Annotated in this window: 15 protein-coding genes; 8 read left to right on the forward strand and 7 right to left on the reverse strand. The window is 67.4% G+C overall.

Translation table 11 applies throughout. The annotated features are described in order from the left end of the window. Positions 1–27: 27 nt before the first annotated feature. Positions 28–354 (reverse strand): hydroxyisourate hydrolase, encoded by a 327-nt coding sequence (uraH, locus tag VH571_RS11570; protein WP_055961555.1) that lies wholly within the window; start codon positions 352–354, stop codon positions 28–30. Further along, entirely contained in the window at positions 351–848 is a 498-nt protein-coding gene (uraD, locus tag VH571_RS11575) for a 2-oxo-4-hydroxy-4-carboxy-5-ureidoimidazoline decarboxylase (protein ID WP_423264697.1), read from the reverse strand. The genes uraH and uraD overlap by 4 nt, the downstream gene beginning before the upstream one ends. A 313-nt stretch (positions 849–1,161) precedes the next feature. Between uraD and VH571_RS11580 the strand changes: the two genes are divergently transcribed. Continuing rightward, positions 1,162–1,791, forward strand: coding sequence for a nucleotidyltransferase family protein (locus tag VH571_RS11580; protein ID WP_423264699.1), 630 nt, complete (start codon positions 1,162–1,164; stop codon positions 1,789–1,791). A 36-nt stretch (positions 1,792–1,827) separates the two neighbouring features. Here the strand turns inward: VH571_RS11580 and VH571_RS11585 are convergent, their stop codons facing one another. Then, positions 1,828–5,181 (reverse strand): S8 family serine peptidase, encoded by a 3,354-nt coding sequence (locus tag VH571_RS11585; protein WP_423264700.1) that lies wholly within the window; start codon positions 5,179–5,181, stop codon positions 1,828–1,830. A 287-nt stretch (positions 5,182–5,468) separates the two neighbouring features. Here VH571_RS11585 and VH571_RS11590 point away from each other — a divergent pair, with 287 nt between their 5' ends. Genes VH571_RS11590 through VH571_RS11605 form a run of 4 tightly spaced genes read left to right on the forward strand, consistent with a single transcriptional unit; the run spans position 5,469 to position 8,516 of the window. Further along, positions 5,469–6,134 carry an ATP-binding cassette domain-containing protein gene (locus VH571_RS11590; RefSeq protein WP_423264701.1) on the forward strand — a complete coding sequence of 222 codons (666 nt, stop codon included), beginning with the start codon at positions 5,469–5,471 and terminating at the stop codon, positions 6,132–6,134. Continuing rightward, entirely contained in the window at positions 6,131–7,438 is a 1,308-nt protein-coding gene (locus VH571_RS11595; protein ID WP_423264702.1) for a hypothetical protein, read from the forward strand. Before VH571_RS11590 ends, VH571_RS11595 begins: the two co-directional genes overlap by 4 nt. Beyond that, entirely contained in the window at positions 7,435–8,037 is a 603-nt protein-coding gene (locus tag VH571_RS11600) for a hypothetical protein (RefSeq protein ID WP_423264703.1), read from the forward strand. Before VH571_RS11595 ends, VH571_RS11600 begins: the two co-directional genes overlap by 4 nt. Continuing rightward, positions 8,034–8,516, forward strand: a complete 483-nt coding sequence (locus tag VH571_RS11605; protein ID WP_423264704.1) for a hypothetical protein — start codon at positions 8,034–8,036, stop codon at positions 8,514–8,516. Before VH571_RS11600 ends, VH571_RS11605 begins: the two co-directional genes overlap by 4 nt. A gap of 75 nt (positions 8,517–8,591) precedes the next feature. Here VH571_RS11605 and VH571_RS11610 read toward each other — a convergent pair whose 3' ends face one another. The 4 genes from VH571_RS11610 to VH571_RS11625 all read right to left on the reverse strand — a co-directional run bounded on the left by VH571_RS11610 (position 8,592) and on the right by VH571_RS11625 (position 12,943). Continuing rightward, positions 8,592–9,602, reverse strand: a complete 1,011-nt coding sequence (locus VH571_RS11610; protein ID WP_423264705.1) for a LacI family DNA-binding transcriptional regulator — start codon at positions 9,600–9,602, stop codon at positions 8,592–8,594. 40 nt (positions 9,603–9,642) lie between these two features. After that, positions 9,643–10,560, reverse strand: coding sequence for a carbohydrate ABC transporter permease (locus VH571_RS11615; RefSeq protein WP_423264706.1), 918 nt, complete (start codon positions 10,558–10,560; stop codon positions 9,643–9,645). Then, positions 10,557–11,546 (reverse strand): carbohydrate ABC transporter permease, encoded by a 990-nt coding sequence (locus VH571_RS11620; protein WP_423264708.1) that lies wholly within the window; start codon positions 11,544–11,546, stop codon positions 10,557–10,559. Before VH571_RS11620 ends, VH571_RS11615 begins: the two co-directional genes overlap by 4 nt. A 71-nt stretch (positions 11,547–11,617) precedes the next feature. Next, positions 11,618–12,943, reverse strand: coding sequence for an ABC transporter substrate-binding protein (locus VH571_RS11625; RefSeq protein WP_194606208.1), 1,326 nt, complete (start codon positions 12,941–12,943; stop codon positions 11,618–11,620). A 215-nt stretch (positions 12,944–13,158) separates the two neighbouring features. On the opposite strand from VH571_RS11625, the gene VH571_RS11630 reads away from it, so the two are divergent. The 3 genes from VH571_RS11630 to VH571_RS11640 are packed head-to-tail and all read left to right on the forward strand — an operon-like array spanning position 13,159 to position 17,041. Beyond that, positions 13,159–15,150 (forward strand): beta-galactosidase, encoded by a 1,992-nt coding sequence (locus tag VH571_RS11630; RefSeq protein ID WP_423264709.1) that lies wholly within the window; start codon positions 13,159–13,161, stop codon positions 15,148–15,150. Continuing rightward, positions 15,147–16,052, forward strand: a complete 906-nt coding sequence (locus VH571_RS11635; RefSeq protein WP_423264710.1) for a TolB family protein — start codon at positions 15,147–15,149, stop codon at positions 16,050–16,052. Before VH571_RS11630 ends, VH571_RS11635 begins: the two co-directional genes overlap by 4 nt. Then, on the forward strand, positions 16,052–17,041 hold the full coding sequence (locus VH571_RS11640; RefSeq protein ID WP_423264711.1) for an aldo/keto reductase: 990 nt from the start codon (positions 16,052–16,054) through the stop codon (positions 17,039–17,041). Before VH571_RS11635 ends, VH571_RS11640 begins: the two co-directional genes overlap by 1 nt. Positions 17,042–17,094 lie beyond the last annotated feature (53 nt).

Here is a 17,094-nt window from a genome sequence, read left to right on the forward strand (position 1 = left end):
GACCCGCGTCGCACCCATAAATCCGGCTCAGCTGCCGCGATACGTCGAGTAGGCGAACGGGCTCAGCAGCAGGGGCACGTGATAGTGCGCCTCGACGTCGGCGAGGTCGAAGTCGAGTGTGACTCGCGGGTAGAACGTCGGGGTGCCCGAAGCCGCGAAGTAGGCGCCGGTCGCGAACACCAGCCGGTACGCGCCGGCCGCGAGCCGGTCGGGGCCGAGTGAAGCGACGCGCCCATCGGCATTCGTGGTGCCGGTCGCGAGAACCAGGCCCGAAGGATCCTGCAGTTCGACTGCCACACCGACCGCCGGGCGCCCCACCGACGAGTCGAGCACGTGCGTCGTGACGTGGCTCATACGCGAGGTTCTGTCGAGGCTGCGTCGTCGGCGTAGACCGATTCGAGGCGGAGGACGGCGATGTCGCGCAGCTCCTGCCCGACGATCGACAGCTCGGTGTCGTCGTCGAGTTTGAGTCGGCGGGCGAGCTCGTCGACGATCTCGGCGCGGCTGCGCCCGGCGGCGCGGATCAGGAACACGCGGTCGAAGCGCGCCTCGTAGGTTGCGTTGCCCTCGGCGAGGGCTTTGAGCAGGTGCTGGTCGTCGACGTCGACAGCCTGCTGTTCGCGTCGGCTGAATTCGGCGGCGGCGTCGGCCCCGGTCGGCTTGTCGCCGATGCGCGGGTGCGACTCCATCGCCTCGTCGATCTCGGCCGGACTGAGCGGGGTGGCGGACGCGTGCGCGGCGTCGCGGAGAGCAGGCCAGTCGGCGTAGGGCGATGCGGCCGCGACCTCACGAACGAAGCGGGAGACGTGCAGGGCTGCGGAGAGGTCGGCTTCGGAGACGTCGATCATGGGTTCTCTACTCAATATCTGGAATACTGGAAGCAAGTCGATAAGAAGAAACCCCGGCCGTGTGATCGGCCCTCCGAAGGAGGACTACAGGGACGGATCCGGGGTGTTGACGACCACGATACCTGATCTTCACCTGCAAAGGCCTCCAGCGTGAACATGCATCGACGATGCGACAGAGGAGAAGATATGACCGAGAGCAGTAGGGAGCTCTGCGGGTTCATCGACCCGGGCTTTGCGAACTGGCTCGTCGACAACAGCCGTGTGCCGGAACTCCTCGCGAGCCGCCCAATCTGACGCCTGCAACACTGGAGCCATGGCCACCCTGCACGGCATCATCCTCGCCGCGGGCGCCGGAACGCGCATGGGGCGGGCGAAGGCGCTGATGCGCCACCCCGACGGCACACCATGGCTGGCGGAGGCCTGCGCGATGCTGGCCAGCGCAGGATCCTCCTCGATCACGGTGGTCCTCGGATCCTCGTCCGATGAGGCGCGTGGCCTCGTGCCACCCGGCGTGCACGTGGTGGTCGCTCGTGACTGGGCGTCGGGGATGGCCGCCAGCCTGCGGGCGGGGCTCGAGGCCGCCGCGGCGAGTGACGCCGACGCCTCGCTCATCACGCTGGTCGACCTCCCCGGGCTGCCCGCGAGTGTCGGCCTTCGCGTTTCGGCCGACATCGAGGGGGCCAACGCCCGCGCCGTTCTCCGGCAGGCCGTCTTCGGCGGTCGCCCGGGCCACCCGGTGCTCGTCGGCCGCGACCACTGGGCAGCCCTCGCTTCCGAGCTCAGCGGTGATCGCGGCGCCCGGCCCTACCTCGCGCGTCACGGCGTCCTCGAGGTGGAATGCGGTGATCTGGCCACCGGCGACGACGTCGACCGGCCTCAAGCAGACGACCGGCCTGGAATACACAACCGGCCTGAGACAGGCGACGGGCCCGGAACCCCCTGAGGGATCCCGGGCCCGCCCGGCGTCAGTCGCCCGCCATTACTTCTTCTTGGTGGTCACCGTCACCGTCTGCGCCTGCTTGGCGACCGCGTTGTGCAGGTGGAGCAGCAGGATCTGCTTCGTGCTCGCCTTGGTGCGGTGCACCGCGATGCCCGGCGACTGGTCGCGCAGCAGAACTCCGCCGAGGTCGTCGGCCTTCTTCTGCGAGAACCAGAGCGACGGCTTGAGCGCATCGAAGCTGGCGGAGTGGGTGCTGTCGACCACGGTGCTGTCGGTCTCGGCAAGGCCCGGCGCGTAGTTCGAGAACGTCGCGACGTGATAGTTGAACGCGGTCGACTTCGACTTCGTCGTGTAGCCGAGGGCGGCGAGGGAGACCGGGAGGACTGCCACGGAGCTGTCGAACGTGTTCACGTCTTTATCGAGGTAGTTCGCGTTGTAGGGCTGGAGGTCGACCGTCTCGTTCGTGGACAGGTTGTCGGTGGCCACGAACGTCGCGTCGACAGAAGCCGACTTCGTCACGTACGACACGAAGTCGTCGGTGCCATCGCGGTTGGTGTCGATGAAGACCTCCGGGGCTCCGTCCAGACCGGGGTTCGCGATCGGGCCGGCGGTCTTGATGCCGAACGAGACGATCCCCTTGTTCTTGTCGGTGAGGTTCGGCGCATTGCTCGATGCTCCGACCGCGAGGATGTCGGCGCCGGCGAGGCTCTGCTTCGGGCTTCCCGTGGGGAAGGTCAGCTTCCCGCTGTTCGCCCCCAGCACGAACGGGGCGGCGAGGCCCAGGTAGGCCTGCGATCCGGTTCCCTGGTTGAGCGTCGTACCCGAGATCTTCAGCGTCGCCTGGGTGCTCGTCGACTTCGCGAAGACGGGGCTGGTCGCGGTGTTGGCCGAGACCGGCTTGGGAGCGGCGAACACCGACAGGCGAAGGCCCGACTTGGCCCGATCGGCCGAGTCGAACTTCACGTAGCCGGAAGCGGCTGCGACGAACTCGCGGACGAAGTCGACTCCGCTGACCTTCGTCGTGGCGGCCTGCGTCGGGTCGATCACCTTGCGCAGCTTCGACGGGTCGATCTTCATCGTCAGCGTGACGGTGGCGTCACCGCGAGCGGGGACGACGACCTTCGGCGCCGAGAGAGTGAAGCTCACACCCGGCTGCGTGATCCGGCTGCTGTACGACGTCGTGAACGTCTGCGAGGCGTTGCCGGAGTTGTGCAGCGTCAAAGTGCGGGTCGCGGTCTTTGCAGCCGAGACGGGGACGACCCCGAACGACGCCGACACGAGACCGGCGTTCTGCGTCGAGGTGACCGTCACCTGGTTGGTGACCGCCTGGAGCGCATCGATACGGCCGGTTCCCTGGCTCAGGGTCGAGTACTGGGTTCCGGCGGCGTTCTTCAGATCATGGGTGGCCGTGTTCATGACCGCCTGCTTGACCTGGAGGGCGCTCCAACCATCGTGCGCCTCGAACGTCAGCGCGGCGATGCCGGCCGTGTCGGGGGTGGCCATCGAGGTGCCGCTCTCGGCCTCGCGGTCGGTGCCCGTGCCGGACCTCACCGAGACGACGTTGACACCGGGGGCGGCGACGTCGGGCTTGATGATGTTCGAGTAGGAGCCGTGCACGCCGCGCGACGAGAAGGTCGCGAGGGTGTCGGTGAGCGTCGAGTCGATCGCCTGGTCGAAGAGCCGCAGCGAGTCTTTGAACGAGACCGTGACGGGGGTGCCCCCGGCCTCGGCGGCGGTGACGGCCGGGAGGAGCTTCGCGTAGGCGTCCTTGGTGATCTCGGCTCCGGGGATGACGGCGTTGCCGCTGATGCCCGCGTCGAACACGTTGACCGAGCCGCCGAGGAGCACACCGATGGCGCCGGCCGCGGTGGCGTTGTCGAAACGCTTGACCGAACCACACTCGAGGGCGGTGTCGGTCCACTTCAGAAGAACGACCTTGCCCTTGACCTTGGCCGCGTCGGCGGCCGTGTACGGGTCACAGCCGGCGGCGTTGGCCGCGCTGGGGAGGGTGACGACGCCGTCGGTCAGCGCCAGCGGCTTCGTGTACGAGATCGAGTACTGGGCACGAATCGTGCCGGCGACCGACGAGGGAGCGGTGACGTCGACACCGTCGAAGACGGCGGCGCCGGTCGTGGCCGCCGCGACGGTGAGGGCGTTCTCCGCGTCTCCCGGGCTGCCACCGATGTCGGTAAAGTCGCCGGCGTTGCCGCTGGCGATCACGGGCAGCACACCGCGAGCGACGAGAGAGTCGATCTTGGCGTTGTCGGGGTCGTCCGGGTTCGAGTAGTCGGACCCGAGCGAGAGGTTGATCACGTTGATGTCTTTGCCCTCGGTCAGCGCCTGGCCGACCCAGTCGAGGGCTGCGCCGGTGAGGTCGGTCGAGCCGCCGCCGTCGCCGAACACCTTGAGCGAGTAGAGACCGGCGTCGGGCGCGGTGCCCGGGCCGATCGACATGGTCTTGACCTCGTCTTCGGTGAGCTTCGTGTAGTCACCCGTGAAGGTCTTCTTGTCAGAATCGAGGCCGAAGCCGGCCGCGGTGCCGGCCACGTGGGATCCGTGTCCGCCTCCGCGCCCGTCAATGGGGTTGGCGTCGGGGTTGGGGACCGGGTCGTAGGCCTGCGACGAGGGGTCAGCGTCGTACGTCGGGCCGGCGAAGTCGGTGCCGCCGAGGAACTTCGCCGAGTCGAAGAGCGCAGGATCCGGCGCTCCCGTCGAAGAGAGAGCCTCGTCGTAGGCGGCCGTCGTTCCGGGCCCCCCGAAGTCGGCGTGCGTGTAGTCGAGGCCGGTGTCGATGACCGCGATGTTGACGCCGGTGCCGGTGTGCCCGGTCTGCTGCCAGGCCTGGACGGCGCGGGTGTAGACGTCGGACGTCGAGTTCAGCGGCGAGGCCTCCCCCTTGGTCGCGACGGGGGTGGGAATGCTCTTCGGCGCGATCGGCGTGATGCTCACGACGTCGGAGCGGGCGGCGATGGTGGCGAGCGAGCCGGCGTCGGCGATGACGGCCACACCGGGAACGGTGTACTCGGTCGTGTAGAGCGTCGTGACCTTCGGGCCCTGGGCGGCGAGCGCCTTCGTGACGGCCGCCGCGTTCTGGCGGATGGCGCTCACGCGGTTCTTCGCGGCGGTCGACTGGGGTCGTCCGGTGAGCTTGCCGCCCTTGGCCGAGGCATCGACGCTCAGCGCGCCGGTGCCCGATACGCGAATGAAGGCGGCGACGGATCCTTTGGCCTCGCGGAGCGGCGAGCTGAGCTTGAGCAGATCAGCGGTCTTGGAGGCGGAACCGAGGGGATTCGCCGGTGCCGCGGAGGCGACGGTGAGTGGGGTGGAGACGAGGGCGATGGTGGCGGCGGCGACGACGCAGAGCGTTCCGACGGACCGGCGGGATGGGCGCACGTAGTTCCTTTGGGGAAGGTGAATCACGGTCGAGTTGGAGTGAGCCTGCCAGACTCAAAGTGACTTCACAACAAAACACGCGGGTTTTGCCAGACGGATCTGTCTAGCCGCGAGCGGGGGCCACCTTGACGACAGAAGGTCACTTTCAATACTCGAAATTTAACATCTAGCATTATTCGAGTCGGCAGAGCCTTCTGCCCGTCTTCTCGACACACAGGGTGGTGCCCGTGGCTAGCGATTGCCTCGATTTCGATCGTGTCTCGGTTCGACGGTCGTTCCGCCCTGTCTTGAACGACCTCTCCCTGTCGTTCACCGGTGGCGTCTTGGCCCTGGTGGGGCCGAACGGCGCGGGTAAGAGCACTCTTTTCTCGTGCATTGGCGAAGGTCGACGCATCCACTCGGGTCGAATCATGGTTTTCGGTTCAGACCTGTCGACCCGATCGGGACGACGGGAAATTCGAGCCACCGTCGGCTATCAGCCCCAGCGACCGCAGTTCGTGTCGAACCACTCTGTGCGCGAGGCCGTGGAATACGCAGCGTGGCTCAAGGGCATTCACTACCGATCCCGCCCCGAGTCGGTCTCCCGTGCGCTCGCGCTGACGAATCTCGAAGACCTCTCGTCATCACGCTCCGGGCGCCTGTCCGGCGGACAGGCCAAGCGGCTGAGCATCGCCCAAGCCATTGTCCATCGACCCGATCTGGTCGTGCTCGACGAGCCGACGGCCGCGCTCGACCCGGAGGAGCGATCCCAGATGCTCAGAGTGATCGCCTCGCTGGGCGATGAATCCAACGTGATCCTGTCGACACATCTGATCGACGACCTGCCAGATGTCTGCACCGATGTGGTGGCGTTGAAGGCCGGCACCGTCGCGCACAGCTCGTCATTTGCCGCCTTTGCCGCGGTGGCCGACGGTGACCTTGACTCCGCATATCGCAGGGTACTCGGCCGATGAGGCACGGCACAGCACCGTTTTGGCTCGCTGTCAGGTCGTCGCGGACGTTGGTGGTCGCGATCGCTGTCGTGGGGGTGGGCTCGTTCGTCTCGACGAACCAGGTGTGGCCGGGCGTGTACCTCTGGCAGAACCGCACGTCTGCGTGGATCTCCAGTCTGACGATCGTCATCCCACTCGTCTCGGCATTGGCCGCTTGGGACGGCACTGCGATTCGGTCGGCGAACCTCCGGTGGCAGTGGCGCCACAGCCGCGACGGCGGGGTTCGAGCCATAACGATGCTCCTGGCTGCGAATGTCTCGGTCGGGGTGCTCGTGTTCGCCGCGATTGGGATCGTCACCCATCTGCCGATCGGCGTGGCCGGCGTACCACCGGGTGGGCCCGTCTGGATCTGGGCGCTGTGCGGCACTGTCGCCGTTATGGCGGCCGCGGCGGCGGGCCTCCTTATCGGGCTCGCAGTGCCCTACTTTCTCACCGTGGTGCTGACGCCGGTCGCGGTCTATGTCGGCTGCGCCTTCGTCTTTCTGCAGGGGTCGCTCACAAGCACGGGCCGAGCGATGCTGAGCCCCACATTCCAGCAGATCGTTGAGCCCTTTTACGCCCTCAACGTGGGCCTGATCGCTGCCCAAGCACTGTGGTTGACAGCCCTGCTCCTCCTTGGTTGTGCACTGTGCCTGGTCGTCGTCGTCCGAGACACCTCATGGCCCCCAGTCGTGGCCGCCGCAACGACGATCGTCGCGGTCCTCACCGGCGGGCTCCTGGCACAGAGAACTGACCAGCCCACCGTTCTGGTCCAGGCACATCCATTCGTCTGCGAGGGCGAAAAGCCCCTCCTGTGCCTCACCGCCGACTACGAGCCCGTGCGCGACTCGGTCGAACAGGCCCTCACCACGCTCTCGCGTCGCGTCTCCGGAACACCGTTCTCCTTTGAGAAAGTCGAGCTCCGCCCCCGTGGCGTCCTGGGCTCAGCGTCTCGCGGAGCCGTGTCGCTTCATATGGACGATCAGGCCGACGGATGGCAACAGCGCGACTCCCTCGAACTCCTGCAGGGCGCCCTGGATCCTTCGAGCCCTGCGAGCATCTGCTCGGACACGCCTGGGGTGCAACCAGACCGGTATTACTCGAATGCCACCGCCGTCGTGCTCGCCTGGGCTTCCGGTGACGGAAGCCTCCTTCTCGGCGATCCGAGCCTCGAGAAGGGTCGTGACCGACTTGCAGCCCTGACACCCAAGGTTCGATCAGCGTTCCTCCACGACAACCTCGGCCGCCTCTGCGCGGGCACCCTGCGCGTCGGTGACATTCCGTGAGGCTTCACTTGTCGGCGTACCGCTTCTGGTTTCACACCCTCGCGACCTCGGTCGTCATGCTGGCCGCAGTCTTCTCCCGTACCGTCTTCGTGCCCAGCGGCCCCCAGCTGAATTACGCACTGCCTCTCGGCCTGGTTCTCCCCGCTGTCGCCGCGGCAGTGACGACACACGGCACCGGGTCGCGCGCCGACTTCCTGGCCCGGCAGAGCGCGCGATCGTCGGCGACCCTCGTCGGCTTCCGCCTCGTCGCGGGCACTCTCATCCCGATGGGCATGACCATGGGGGTCTCAACAGCACTGTTCCGTGACGGCTCCTACGGTGCGGTCCTCGCGAGAAATTACGCGCTGTGCCTCGGAATCGCATTCCTGGCCACTCGGCTACCTGGCTCTTCGTGGTTCTGGCTCCCCCTCAGCAGCTATGTCATCGCGTGCATGGTGGTCGGCGTCACCGCCACCGGGGGCCTTCGGCCATGGGCCGTCCTTGCTCAGCCGACGCTCCAGCCGGCGACCACGACCACGACCGGCGCCGTTCTCGCCGGTGGGTGCGCGGTGTTCATAGCGACCCTTCGTCGCTCGTCTTCCCAGGCCTCGCTGACATGACAGTCGGCGACCCGCGCCCGAAAATCGGGCAACTCAATGAAAGGAAACTCGTGGAAATAGTCTTCACCGCAGTCACTCTCCTCGCTGCCACTGCGCTCACTGCGAGTGGTGTGCTGATCCCCACACCCGCGCACGCGGCAGCAACGCCCAAGGCGACATGCTCCCCGACGGGCGCGTCGATCGGTACTTCCAAGGGGCGGATCCTCGGGACCGGAAGCGCGAGATGCTCCTTCGCGAACATCCCCGAATACCTGAATGTGCGTGTTTATCACTACTACGCAGCCCTGCCGGACGCCCTTGCGTTCTACAACCAGAAGAAAAAGCCGACGACGGCACGCACCTGGTCTGGAACGACGAAACGGTGTGACAACAGCACGACCGCCCAGTATTACGCGCAGGCTGAACTCGCCCAGTACTCCGGGCCGAAGGTAAACAGCAGCAGAAAACGGCTCACTTCCTGCGCCGGTTCTGGAGCTTAGGGCGGGCCGGTGGGTGGAAAACCACCCACCGGCACGCCTATCCGGGCGAGTAGCGCTGCCGTCGCCAACCGCGAATCAGGTCGACTGGCGAACGACGAGCTCGGTGGGCAGCATCATCGTCGAGGTGCCGGCGCCGTCGATGATGTCGAGGAGGACCCGGACCATCTCGGCACTGATGCGATCGAAGGGCTGACGCATGGTCGTCAGCGCGGGGTGGGTCGAGGTCGCGAAGGCCGAGTCGTCGAAGCCGCCGACTGCGACGTCCTCGGGAACGCGGCGCCCCGACCGCAGCAGCACGTCGATCGCACCCGCAGCCATCGCGTCGTTCGCGGCGAAGACCGCGTCGATCGTCGGGTCGGCCTCGAGAAGCGACTGCATCGCCGCAACACCGCTATCGCGCGTGTAGTCACCGTGCCGCACGAGAGCCGCGTCGAAGTCGTCGCCGAGGGTACGGCGGTAGCCCTCGAGCCGGGCCCGCCCACCGGGCGTGTCGCGCGGGCCGGCGACCGTCGCCAGGCGCGTGCGACCGCGACTCTGCAGATGCTTCGTCATCGCGATGGCGCCCTGGAGGTCGTCCGCCGCCACGACGCCGAGCTCACCCTCGAAGCCGAGGGGTTGACCCGCCGAGACCATCGGCACGTTCGCCTGGATGAGGCGCTCGACGAGCGGGTTGCCGTGGGCGGAGGTGAAGGCGAGGAGCACGCCGTCGACGTGGCCGGCCGCCACGTAGTTCAGGGCCCGGTTCTGCTCGGCCTCGTCTCCCGCCATGATCAAGACGAACGAGATGTCGCGCTTGCCGAGCTCGGCGGAAGTTCCCCGCACGAGAGCCGCGAAGTTCGGATCCTCGAAGAGAACCGCCTGGGTCTCGGTCAGCAAAAAGGCGATCGTGTTCGACCGGCTCATCGCCAAGCTCCGCGCCGCACCGTTGACGCGGTAGCCGGTCTTCTTGATGGCGGCCTGCACGGCGGCCTTCGACTCGGGGCTCACCCAGTTGCGCCCGTTCAGCACCCGCGAGACGGTGCCGCTCGAGACCCCGGCGACCGACGCGACGTCGCGGATCGTCGGTCGCCTGGCGGTCTCGGTCACGATTCGCAGTCTATTGCGGTCGATCGCCGAGACCACGGGATCAGGACTTGACGGCTCCGGCACCGAGATCGACCTTCCAGAACCGTTGGAGGACGAGGAACAGCACGACGAGCGGGATGATCGAGAGCAGCGCTCCGGTGATCACCAGCGAGTACAGCGCCGGGACGGTCGAGCCCTGGTTGAGCAGACCGTTGAGCCCCACGGTGATCGGGTAGAGGCGGTCGTCGCCGAGCATGATGTACGGCAGCATGAAGTTGTTCCAGATGCCCACGAACTGGAAGAGGAACACCGTCACGAGTCCGGGCGCCATCATCGGCACCGCGAGCCGCAGGAAGATGCGGAGATCGCTCGCCCCGTCGGTGCGACCGGCCTCGATGATCTCGTTCGGCACCGAGGCACCCGCATAGATGCGGGCCAGGTAGATGCCGTACGGGCTGATGATCTGCGGCAGCAGCACGGCCCAGTAGGTGTTGGTGAGGCCGACCTGCGCGAGCAGGAAGTACTGCGGGATCGCCAGGATCACGCCGGGCACCAGCACGCCGGCCAGCAGCACCATGAACGTGGCCTGCTTGCCCTTGAAGGTGTACTTCGCGAGGGCGAAACCGGCGAAGGCCGAGACCGCCGCCGAGAGGAACGCGCCGACACCGGCGTAGAGGGCCGTGTTGAGCATCCAGCGCCAGTAGAGGCCGCCCCGGTACTGGGTGAGCTCGACGATGTTGTCGAACAGGTGACCCGAGGGCACGAAGGTGTTGCTGGTGAACAGGTCGCCGCCCGACTTGGTCGATGCCATCAGTACCCACGCGAGCGGTAGGAGGCAGTAGAGCGCGCCGAGCAGCAGGATGCTCGTCGACGTGTAGCTGGTCTTGTCGTTTGCGCCGATCCGACCCGATCGGTTCTTGGCCAACGGCGGGCGGCCCATCGACGAGCGCGAGGAGAGGGGCTTGGTGACGGTGCTCATGAGTTCTCCTCCTGGAAGGCGCGGCGCTGGACGACCCGGAGGAAGACGAACGAGAGCGCGAAGATCGTGACGGCGATGATGATCGACGTCGCCGAGGCCGAGTTGACGTCGTTGCGGATGAAGGCGTCGCGATAGACCTTCATGAGCGGGGTGTAGGTGCTCGAGATCGAGTTGGTGAGCGGCTTAAGCGTGGTCGGCTCGGCGAAGACCTGGAGGGTCGCGATGAGGGAGAAGATCGCCGTCATGATGAGCGACGGCAGGATGATCGGGATCTTGATGGCGCGGGCGACGCGGATCTCACTTGCCCCGTCGAGGCGAGCGGCCTCGTACAGGTCGGTCGGGATCGCCTTGAGTGCCGTGTACATCACGACCATGTTGAAGCCGACGCCGCCCCAGAGGGCGATGTTGGCGATGGCGAAGATCACGGTGCCCTGCGAGAGGACGTCGGGCGACGGCAGGTTGAGCGCGTTCGCGAGGTCGACGAAGGGGCTGACGCTCGGCAGGTAGAGGAATCCCCAGAGCAGGCTCGAGATGACGGCGGGGACGGCGTAGGGCAGGAAGATGACCACGCGCGAGAAGCCGGCGAGCCGGGTGCGCTTGGAGTCGAGGAGCAGCGCGAAGACGAGCGCGAGGACCAGCATGGCTGGCACCAGGATCAACCCGTACAGGCCCACTCGGCCCGCGCTGGCGAGGAAGTCGGGGTCGGAGAACGCCGCGGCGTAGTTCGAGAAGCCCGCGAAGACCGTCTTTCGAGCGCCGGATCCGAGTCCGAGACCCTGCACCTCGGTCTTCTGCAGGCTGAGGATCAGCGTGTAGACGATCGGCGCCGCCATGAAGACGAGAAAGAGGATGGCCGCGGGGGCGAGCATCGCGTACGGGGTCGGATTGAAACGGCGACGGCGGGTGGCCCGGGGGGCCGGCGCGGACGGCTTCGCCGCCGGATCGCGCCCGGGGGCGGTCTGGTCGACGTCGACGGTGGTGGTCATTTCTAGTCCTCCTGGGGGAAGGGGGCGGGGCGGACCCTGACTTCGGGCCCGCCCCTGAGGAGTGGACGCTGCTATTTGACGGTGAAGCCGGAATTCTTGAGGTCGGCCACGGTGATCTTCTGCATCTGCGCGGCCGCGTCGAGGAACGCCTGCTGGCTCTTGGCCTGGGCTGCCTTGCCGAACTGGTCATTGAATGCCGAGTAGGCGACGTTGACGTTCGGTCCGTAGGTGAAGGGCTTCACGGTCTCGGCGATCTTGGCGGCCTGGGTGTAGAAATCGGGCTGGTTCTTGAAGAAGCCGTTGCCGGTGGCGAGGGCCTCTTTCGAGTCGACCGTGTCGGCCGGGTACAGCCCGCCGTCGGTCACCATCTGGCTGACAGCGGTCTTGCTCGTGTTGAGCCAGGTGTTGAACTGCACGGCGGCCTTGACGTTCTTCGACTGCGAGGTGACCGCGACGGCCGACCCTCCCCAGTTGCCGGTGGCCTGCTCGCCCGCGGTCCACTGCGGGAGCGGCGCCATCTTCCACTTGCCGGCGGTCTTCGGTGCATTGCCGGCGAGGACGCCGGGCGCCCAGACGGCGCTGACCCAGCCGACCTGCGTGCCGGCGGCGAGGCCCTTGTTCCATTCGGGCGTGTACTGCGGCTGGTTGTCGATGACGCCGTCTTCGACGAGTCCGCCCCAGAACGACGCGACCTTCTTGGTCGCGGCCGAGTCGATGTCGACCGACCAGGAGTCTTTGTCGGAGCCCCACCAGGAGGCGCCGGCCTGCTGCGTGAGACCGGCGAATTCACCGGCGTCGGCGGACGAGAACGTGCCGAGGTAGTTCTTCGGGTCGGCCTCGTGCACCTTCTTCGCAGCGTCGGCGTATTCCGCCCAGGTGGTGGGCACGGAGAGCCCGAGCTTCTTGAAGATGTCAGCGCGGTAGTAGAACATCATGGGGCCGGAATCCTGCGGGATCCCGTACAGCGCGTCGGATCCTAGGGTCACCGACGACAGGACGCCGTCCGAGAACTTCGACGTCGTCGCATCGGAGACGTCTTTCTTGATGTCGATGATGGCGTCGGCCGACACTAGGGTCGGGATCTTCTGGTACTCCGCCTGCATGAGGTCGGGAGCCCCGGATCCTGCCTTGATGGCCGTGAGCAGCTTGGTGACGGCGGGGTCGCCCGCGTCGGTCTTGACGTAGGTGACCTGGATGTTCTTGTGGGTGGAGTTCCAGGTGTCGACGACCTTGTCCATGTTGGGGGCCCATCCCCAGAAGGTCAGCTTGACCGGCTTGTCGGCGGTGCCGAGACTGCCGTCGTTGCTGCTCGACGATCCGCTGCTCGAGCAGCCGGTCATGACCAGAGCCGCGGCCAGGACGCCCGCTCCGATTGCGGCGCGAATGGTTCTGCGCATTGTTCCTCCTCGTTGAGTGCCGAGCGTCTTCGCGTCGGCTGCTGTGCACGCCCGGTGCCGGGCCCTGTGACTGTTAGCGGTTACAGTACGTCACGCTGACACCGGCTTGTCAAGCCCGTCTTTTGCAGTGATACTCGACTCTGTCACCGGTTACAGTTCCGTAACCGGTAACAGTTCCAGCCGGGCCAAGCCCTGTTTTCAGCGAGGAGAACCGAATGACCACGACCCAGCCCGAGACGATCCCCGGCACTGGCAGCGGCTGGCTCCCCGGCACCTCCACCATCGCGTTCGGCGGTGACTACAACCCCGAGCAGTGGCCTCGCGAGGTCTGGGACGACGACATCCGTCTGATGCGCGAGGCCGGGGTCAACCTGGTCAGCATCGGCATCTTCTCGTGGGTGCTGCTCGAACCCCGCGAGGGAGAATTCGACTTCGCCTGGCTCGACGAGGTCATCGACCTGCTGCACTCGGCCGGCATCGCGGTCGACCTCGGCACCCCGACGGCATCGCCGCCCGCCTGGTTCTGGGCGAAGTACCCCGAGGCGCGACCGGTCACCCGCGACGGCGTGCCCCTCGGCTTCGGCTCGCGCGGCATGGCCAGCCCTAGCTCACCCGCCTACGCCGAGGCGACCACCCGCATCGTCACGGCTCTCGCCGAGCGCTACGGCTCGCACCCGGCCGTCACCCTCTGGCACGTCCACAACGAATACGGCGCCCCGATCTCCGAGAGCTACGACGAGGCGTCGGTCGCCGCTTTCCGCCTCTGGCTCGCAGCCCGCTACACGACCCTCGACGCACTCAACAGCGCCTGGGGCACGACGTTCTGGGGTCAGCGCTACGGCGCGTGGAGCGAGATCGACGCCCCGCGCACCGCCGCCACCGTCGTCAACCCATCGCAGCGCCTCGACTTCGCCCGATTCACCAACCACGCCCTGCTCGAGTGCTTCCGCCGCGAGCGCGACATCCTGCACCGGCTGTCGCCCGGCATCCCGGTCACCACGAACTTCATGGCCACGAACTGCCCGTCGGTCGACTACTGGACCTGGGCGAACGAGGTCGACATCGTCTCGAACGACCACTACCTCGTCGCGGAGCGCACCGACAACCATGTGCTGCTGGCACTCGATGCAGACCTGACCCGCTCGCTCGCGGCCGGGCGTCCCTGGATCCTCATGGAGCACTCCACCTCGGCCGTCAACTGGCAGCCGCGCAACCTGCGCAAGCAGCCCGGCGAGCTGCGCCGCAACAGCCTGCAGCACTTCGCCCGAGGGGCCGACGGGATCCTGTTCTTCCAGTGGCGGGCCTCCCGCTACGGCGCGGAGAAGTTCCACTCGGCGATGCTGCCGCACGCGGGCGAGACGTCGCGGGTGTTCCGCGAGACCGTCGCCCTCGGCGCCGAGCTCGGGGCGCTCGCACCCGCCGTCGGCAGCCGCGTGCACGCGTCGGTCGCGATCCTCTGGGATTGGGAGTCGTTCTGGGCGCAGGATCTTGAGTGGCGACCGAGCGTCGAGCTCGCCCACCGGCGCCAGATCGAGACGTTCTACACGCGCCTCTGGGAAGACGGCATCACGACCGACTTCGTGCACCCGGAAGCCGACCTCTCGACGTACGACCTCGTCGTCGCTCCGAGCCTCTACCTGATCTCGACGACAGCCCGCACGAACATCGAGGCGTTCGTCGCGGCCGGCGGCACCTTCGTCTCGTCGTACTTCACGGGCATCGTCGATTCGCACGACACGGTGCACGACGGCGCGATGCCCGGTGCGCTCCGCGACGTGCTCGGGCTCACGGTCGAGGAGTTCGGCCCGCTTCCCCAGGACACCCCGGTGCAGCTGAGCTCTGGCGCGGTCGGCAGCCGCTGGACCGACGCGATCCTGCTGCAGGGTGCCGAGTCGATCGACGCCTACGTCGACGGCCCGATGGCGGGCGGCGCGGCAGTCACGCGGAACTCCTTCGGTGCCGGTCACGCCTGGTACCTCTCGACCGACTTCACCGCCGAGCAGCTCGCCGACGTGCTGGTGGGCGCCTACGCCGACGCCGGCGTCGAGGCCGGGCCGGTCGCACTCCGCGGTGTCGAGCGGGTGTCGCGCCGAGCCGACGGGGTGACGTTCACGACCTGGATCAACCACACCGACCGCGACGCGACGCTGCCCACGGGCACGGTCGTGACTGCCGGAGACGCGGTCGTGCTGCGCGACGACGCGTGATCCCGATCCTGCAGGAGGTTGCCTGGCGGACGCTGGCCCCGGGACAGGTGTGCAGGATCCTGGTGGTCGACCCGGTCACGGGCACGACTCGGGTGGTCCACGAGTCGCACGATGTCGCCTACGAGTCACCGAACTGGACGCCCGACGGGCTGTCGCTGATCGTCAACGCCGCGGGCCGCCTTTACAGCGTGCCCGCGGCCGGCGGGGTGCCGACCCCGATCGCCTCGGGGGCCCTCGACGATCACAACAACGACCATCTCGTCTCGCGCGACGGGGCAACGATCTACTCGTCGTCGGAGACCACCGGGCACCTCTTCGCCGTGCCCGTCGGGGGTGGTGAGCCGGTGCAGGTCTCGCCCGATCGAGACGGAGTCTTCGGCTACTTCTTGCAGGGGCAGTCGCCGGACGGTGGCACTCTCGCGTTCACCGGCGCCGAGCGTCGCGACGGGCTCGACTTCGTGAGCGGGCTGTTTCTGCTCGACCTCGGCACGCGGGAGGTCTCCCGCCTCAGCGGCTGGACCGCCGACTCGGTGGGCTGCGACTGGTCACCCGACGGGTGGCTCTACTTCGGCTCGGAGCTCGGCTCATCGACGCGCGGGCACTCGCAGGTGCACCGCATGCGCCCCGACGGTCGAGGTGTCAAGCAGCTGACCGACGACGAGCGCGTCAACTGGTTTCCGAAGGTGTCGCCCGATGGGTCACGGGTCGTCTACCTGTCGTTCCCGCCCGGCACCGTGGGGCATGCGAGCGACGTCGACGTCGTGATCCGGTCGATGGAGCCCGACGGCTCCGGTCAGCGCGATGTGCTCCACCTCACCGGCGGACAGGGCACACTGAACATGAACTCGTGGGCACCGTCGTCCGACAGCTTCGCCTGCGTGTCATATGAGTTGGAGTACTGATGGAACAGCGCATCTACGGCCGAACCGGTTTCTCGGTCTCGCCCCTCTGCATCGGAACATCGTCGTGGGGCCGCCCCAAGGGTGAGGAGTCGCAGTCCGACGCCGACGTGCGCATCGCCGAGATCGCACGGTCGTGGGCGATCGGCGCGCTGCGTCTCGGTGCGGCGTCGCAGGGCGGGTCGACTCTGAACTTCCTCGACACCTCGAACGAATACGGCGAGGGGCGCAGCGAGCCGCTGATCGGCAGCGCCCTGGCCGCGTCGTCCGCGGTCGTCGACGGGTCGGTCGGCAACGACCTCGTCGTGCAGACGAAACTCGACCGCGACGTCGCGACCGGCAGCTTCTCGACCGACCGGATGCGACGCTCCCTCGAGGAGTCGCTGTCGAGGCTCGGCCTCGAGCACATCCAGGTGATGCACCTGCACGACCCCGAGACGATCGGGTTCGACGCGGCGATGGCCGCAGACGGCCCGGTCGCGGCGCTCGTCGCCATGAAAGAGGAGGGGCTCGTCTCCTCGATCGGCATCTCGGGCGGCCCCGTCGGCATGCTGCAGCAGTTCGTCGAGACCGACCTCTTCGACGCCCTCATCACGCACAACCGGTACACACTCGTCGACCGGTCGGCCTCCGACCTCTTCGACGCGGCGACCGCTCGGAACATGGGCATCACGAACGCGGCACCGTACGGCGGCGGAATCCTCACCGGTGACCCGCGCTTCGCCGGCTCCTACGGCTACCAGCCCGCGACCCCCGAGATCCTCCGCGCCGTGAACGGCCTGCAGGGCGTCTGCGACTCGTACGGAATTCCGCTTCAGACGGCGGCGCTCCAGTTCAGCATTCGCGAGCCAAGGATCCACTCCACCGTCGTGGGGGTCTCCTCCCTGCCTCGGCTCGAGTCGGCCATCGACGACGCCACCGCCGCTCTGCCCGAGGCGCTGTGGGCCGAGCTCGACGCCGTGGTGCCGGCCGGGATCGCGCTCGACGCGTAGGCGGGGCTCGGCTCTGGGTAGCCCGACGCGAAACGGCCAATCCGACGTGCCGC

This window comes from Frondihabitans sp. 4ASC-45, from assembly GCF_049472575.1.
Taxonomy (GTDB): domain Bacteria; phylum Actinomycetota; class Actinomycetes; order Actinomycetales; family Microbacteriaceae; genus Frondihabitans.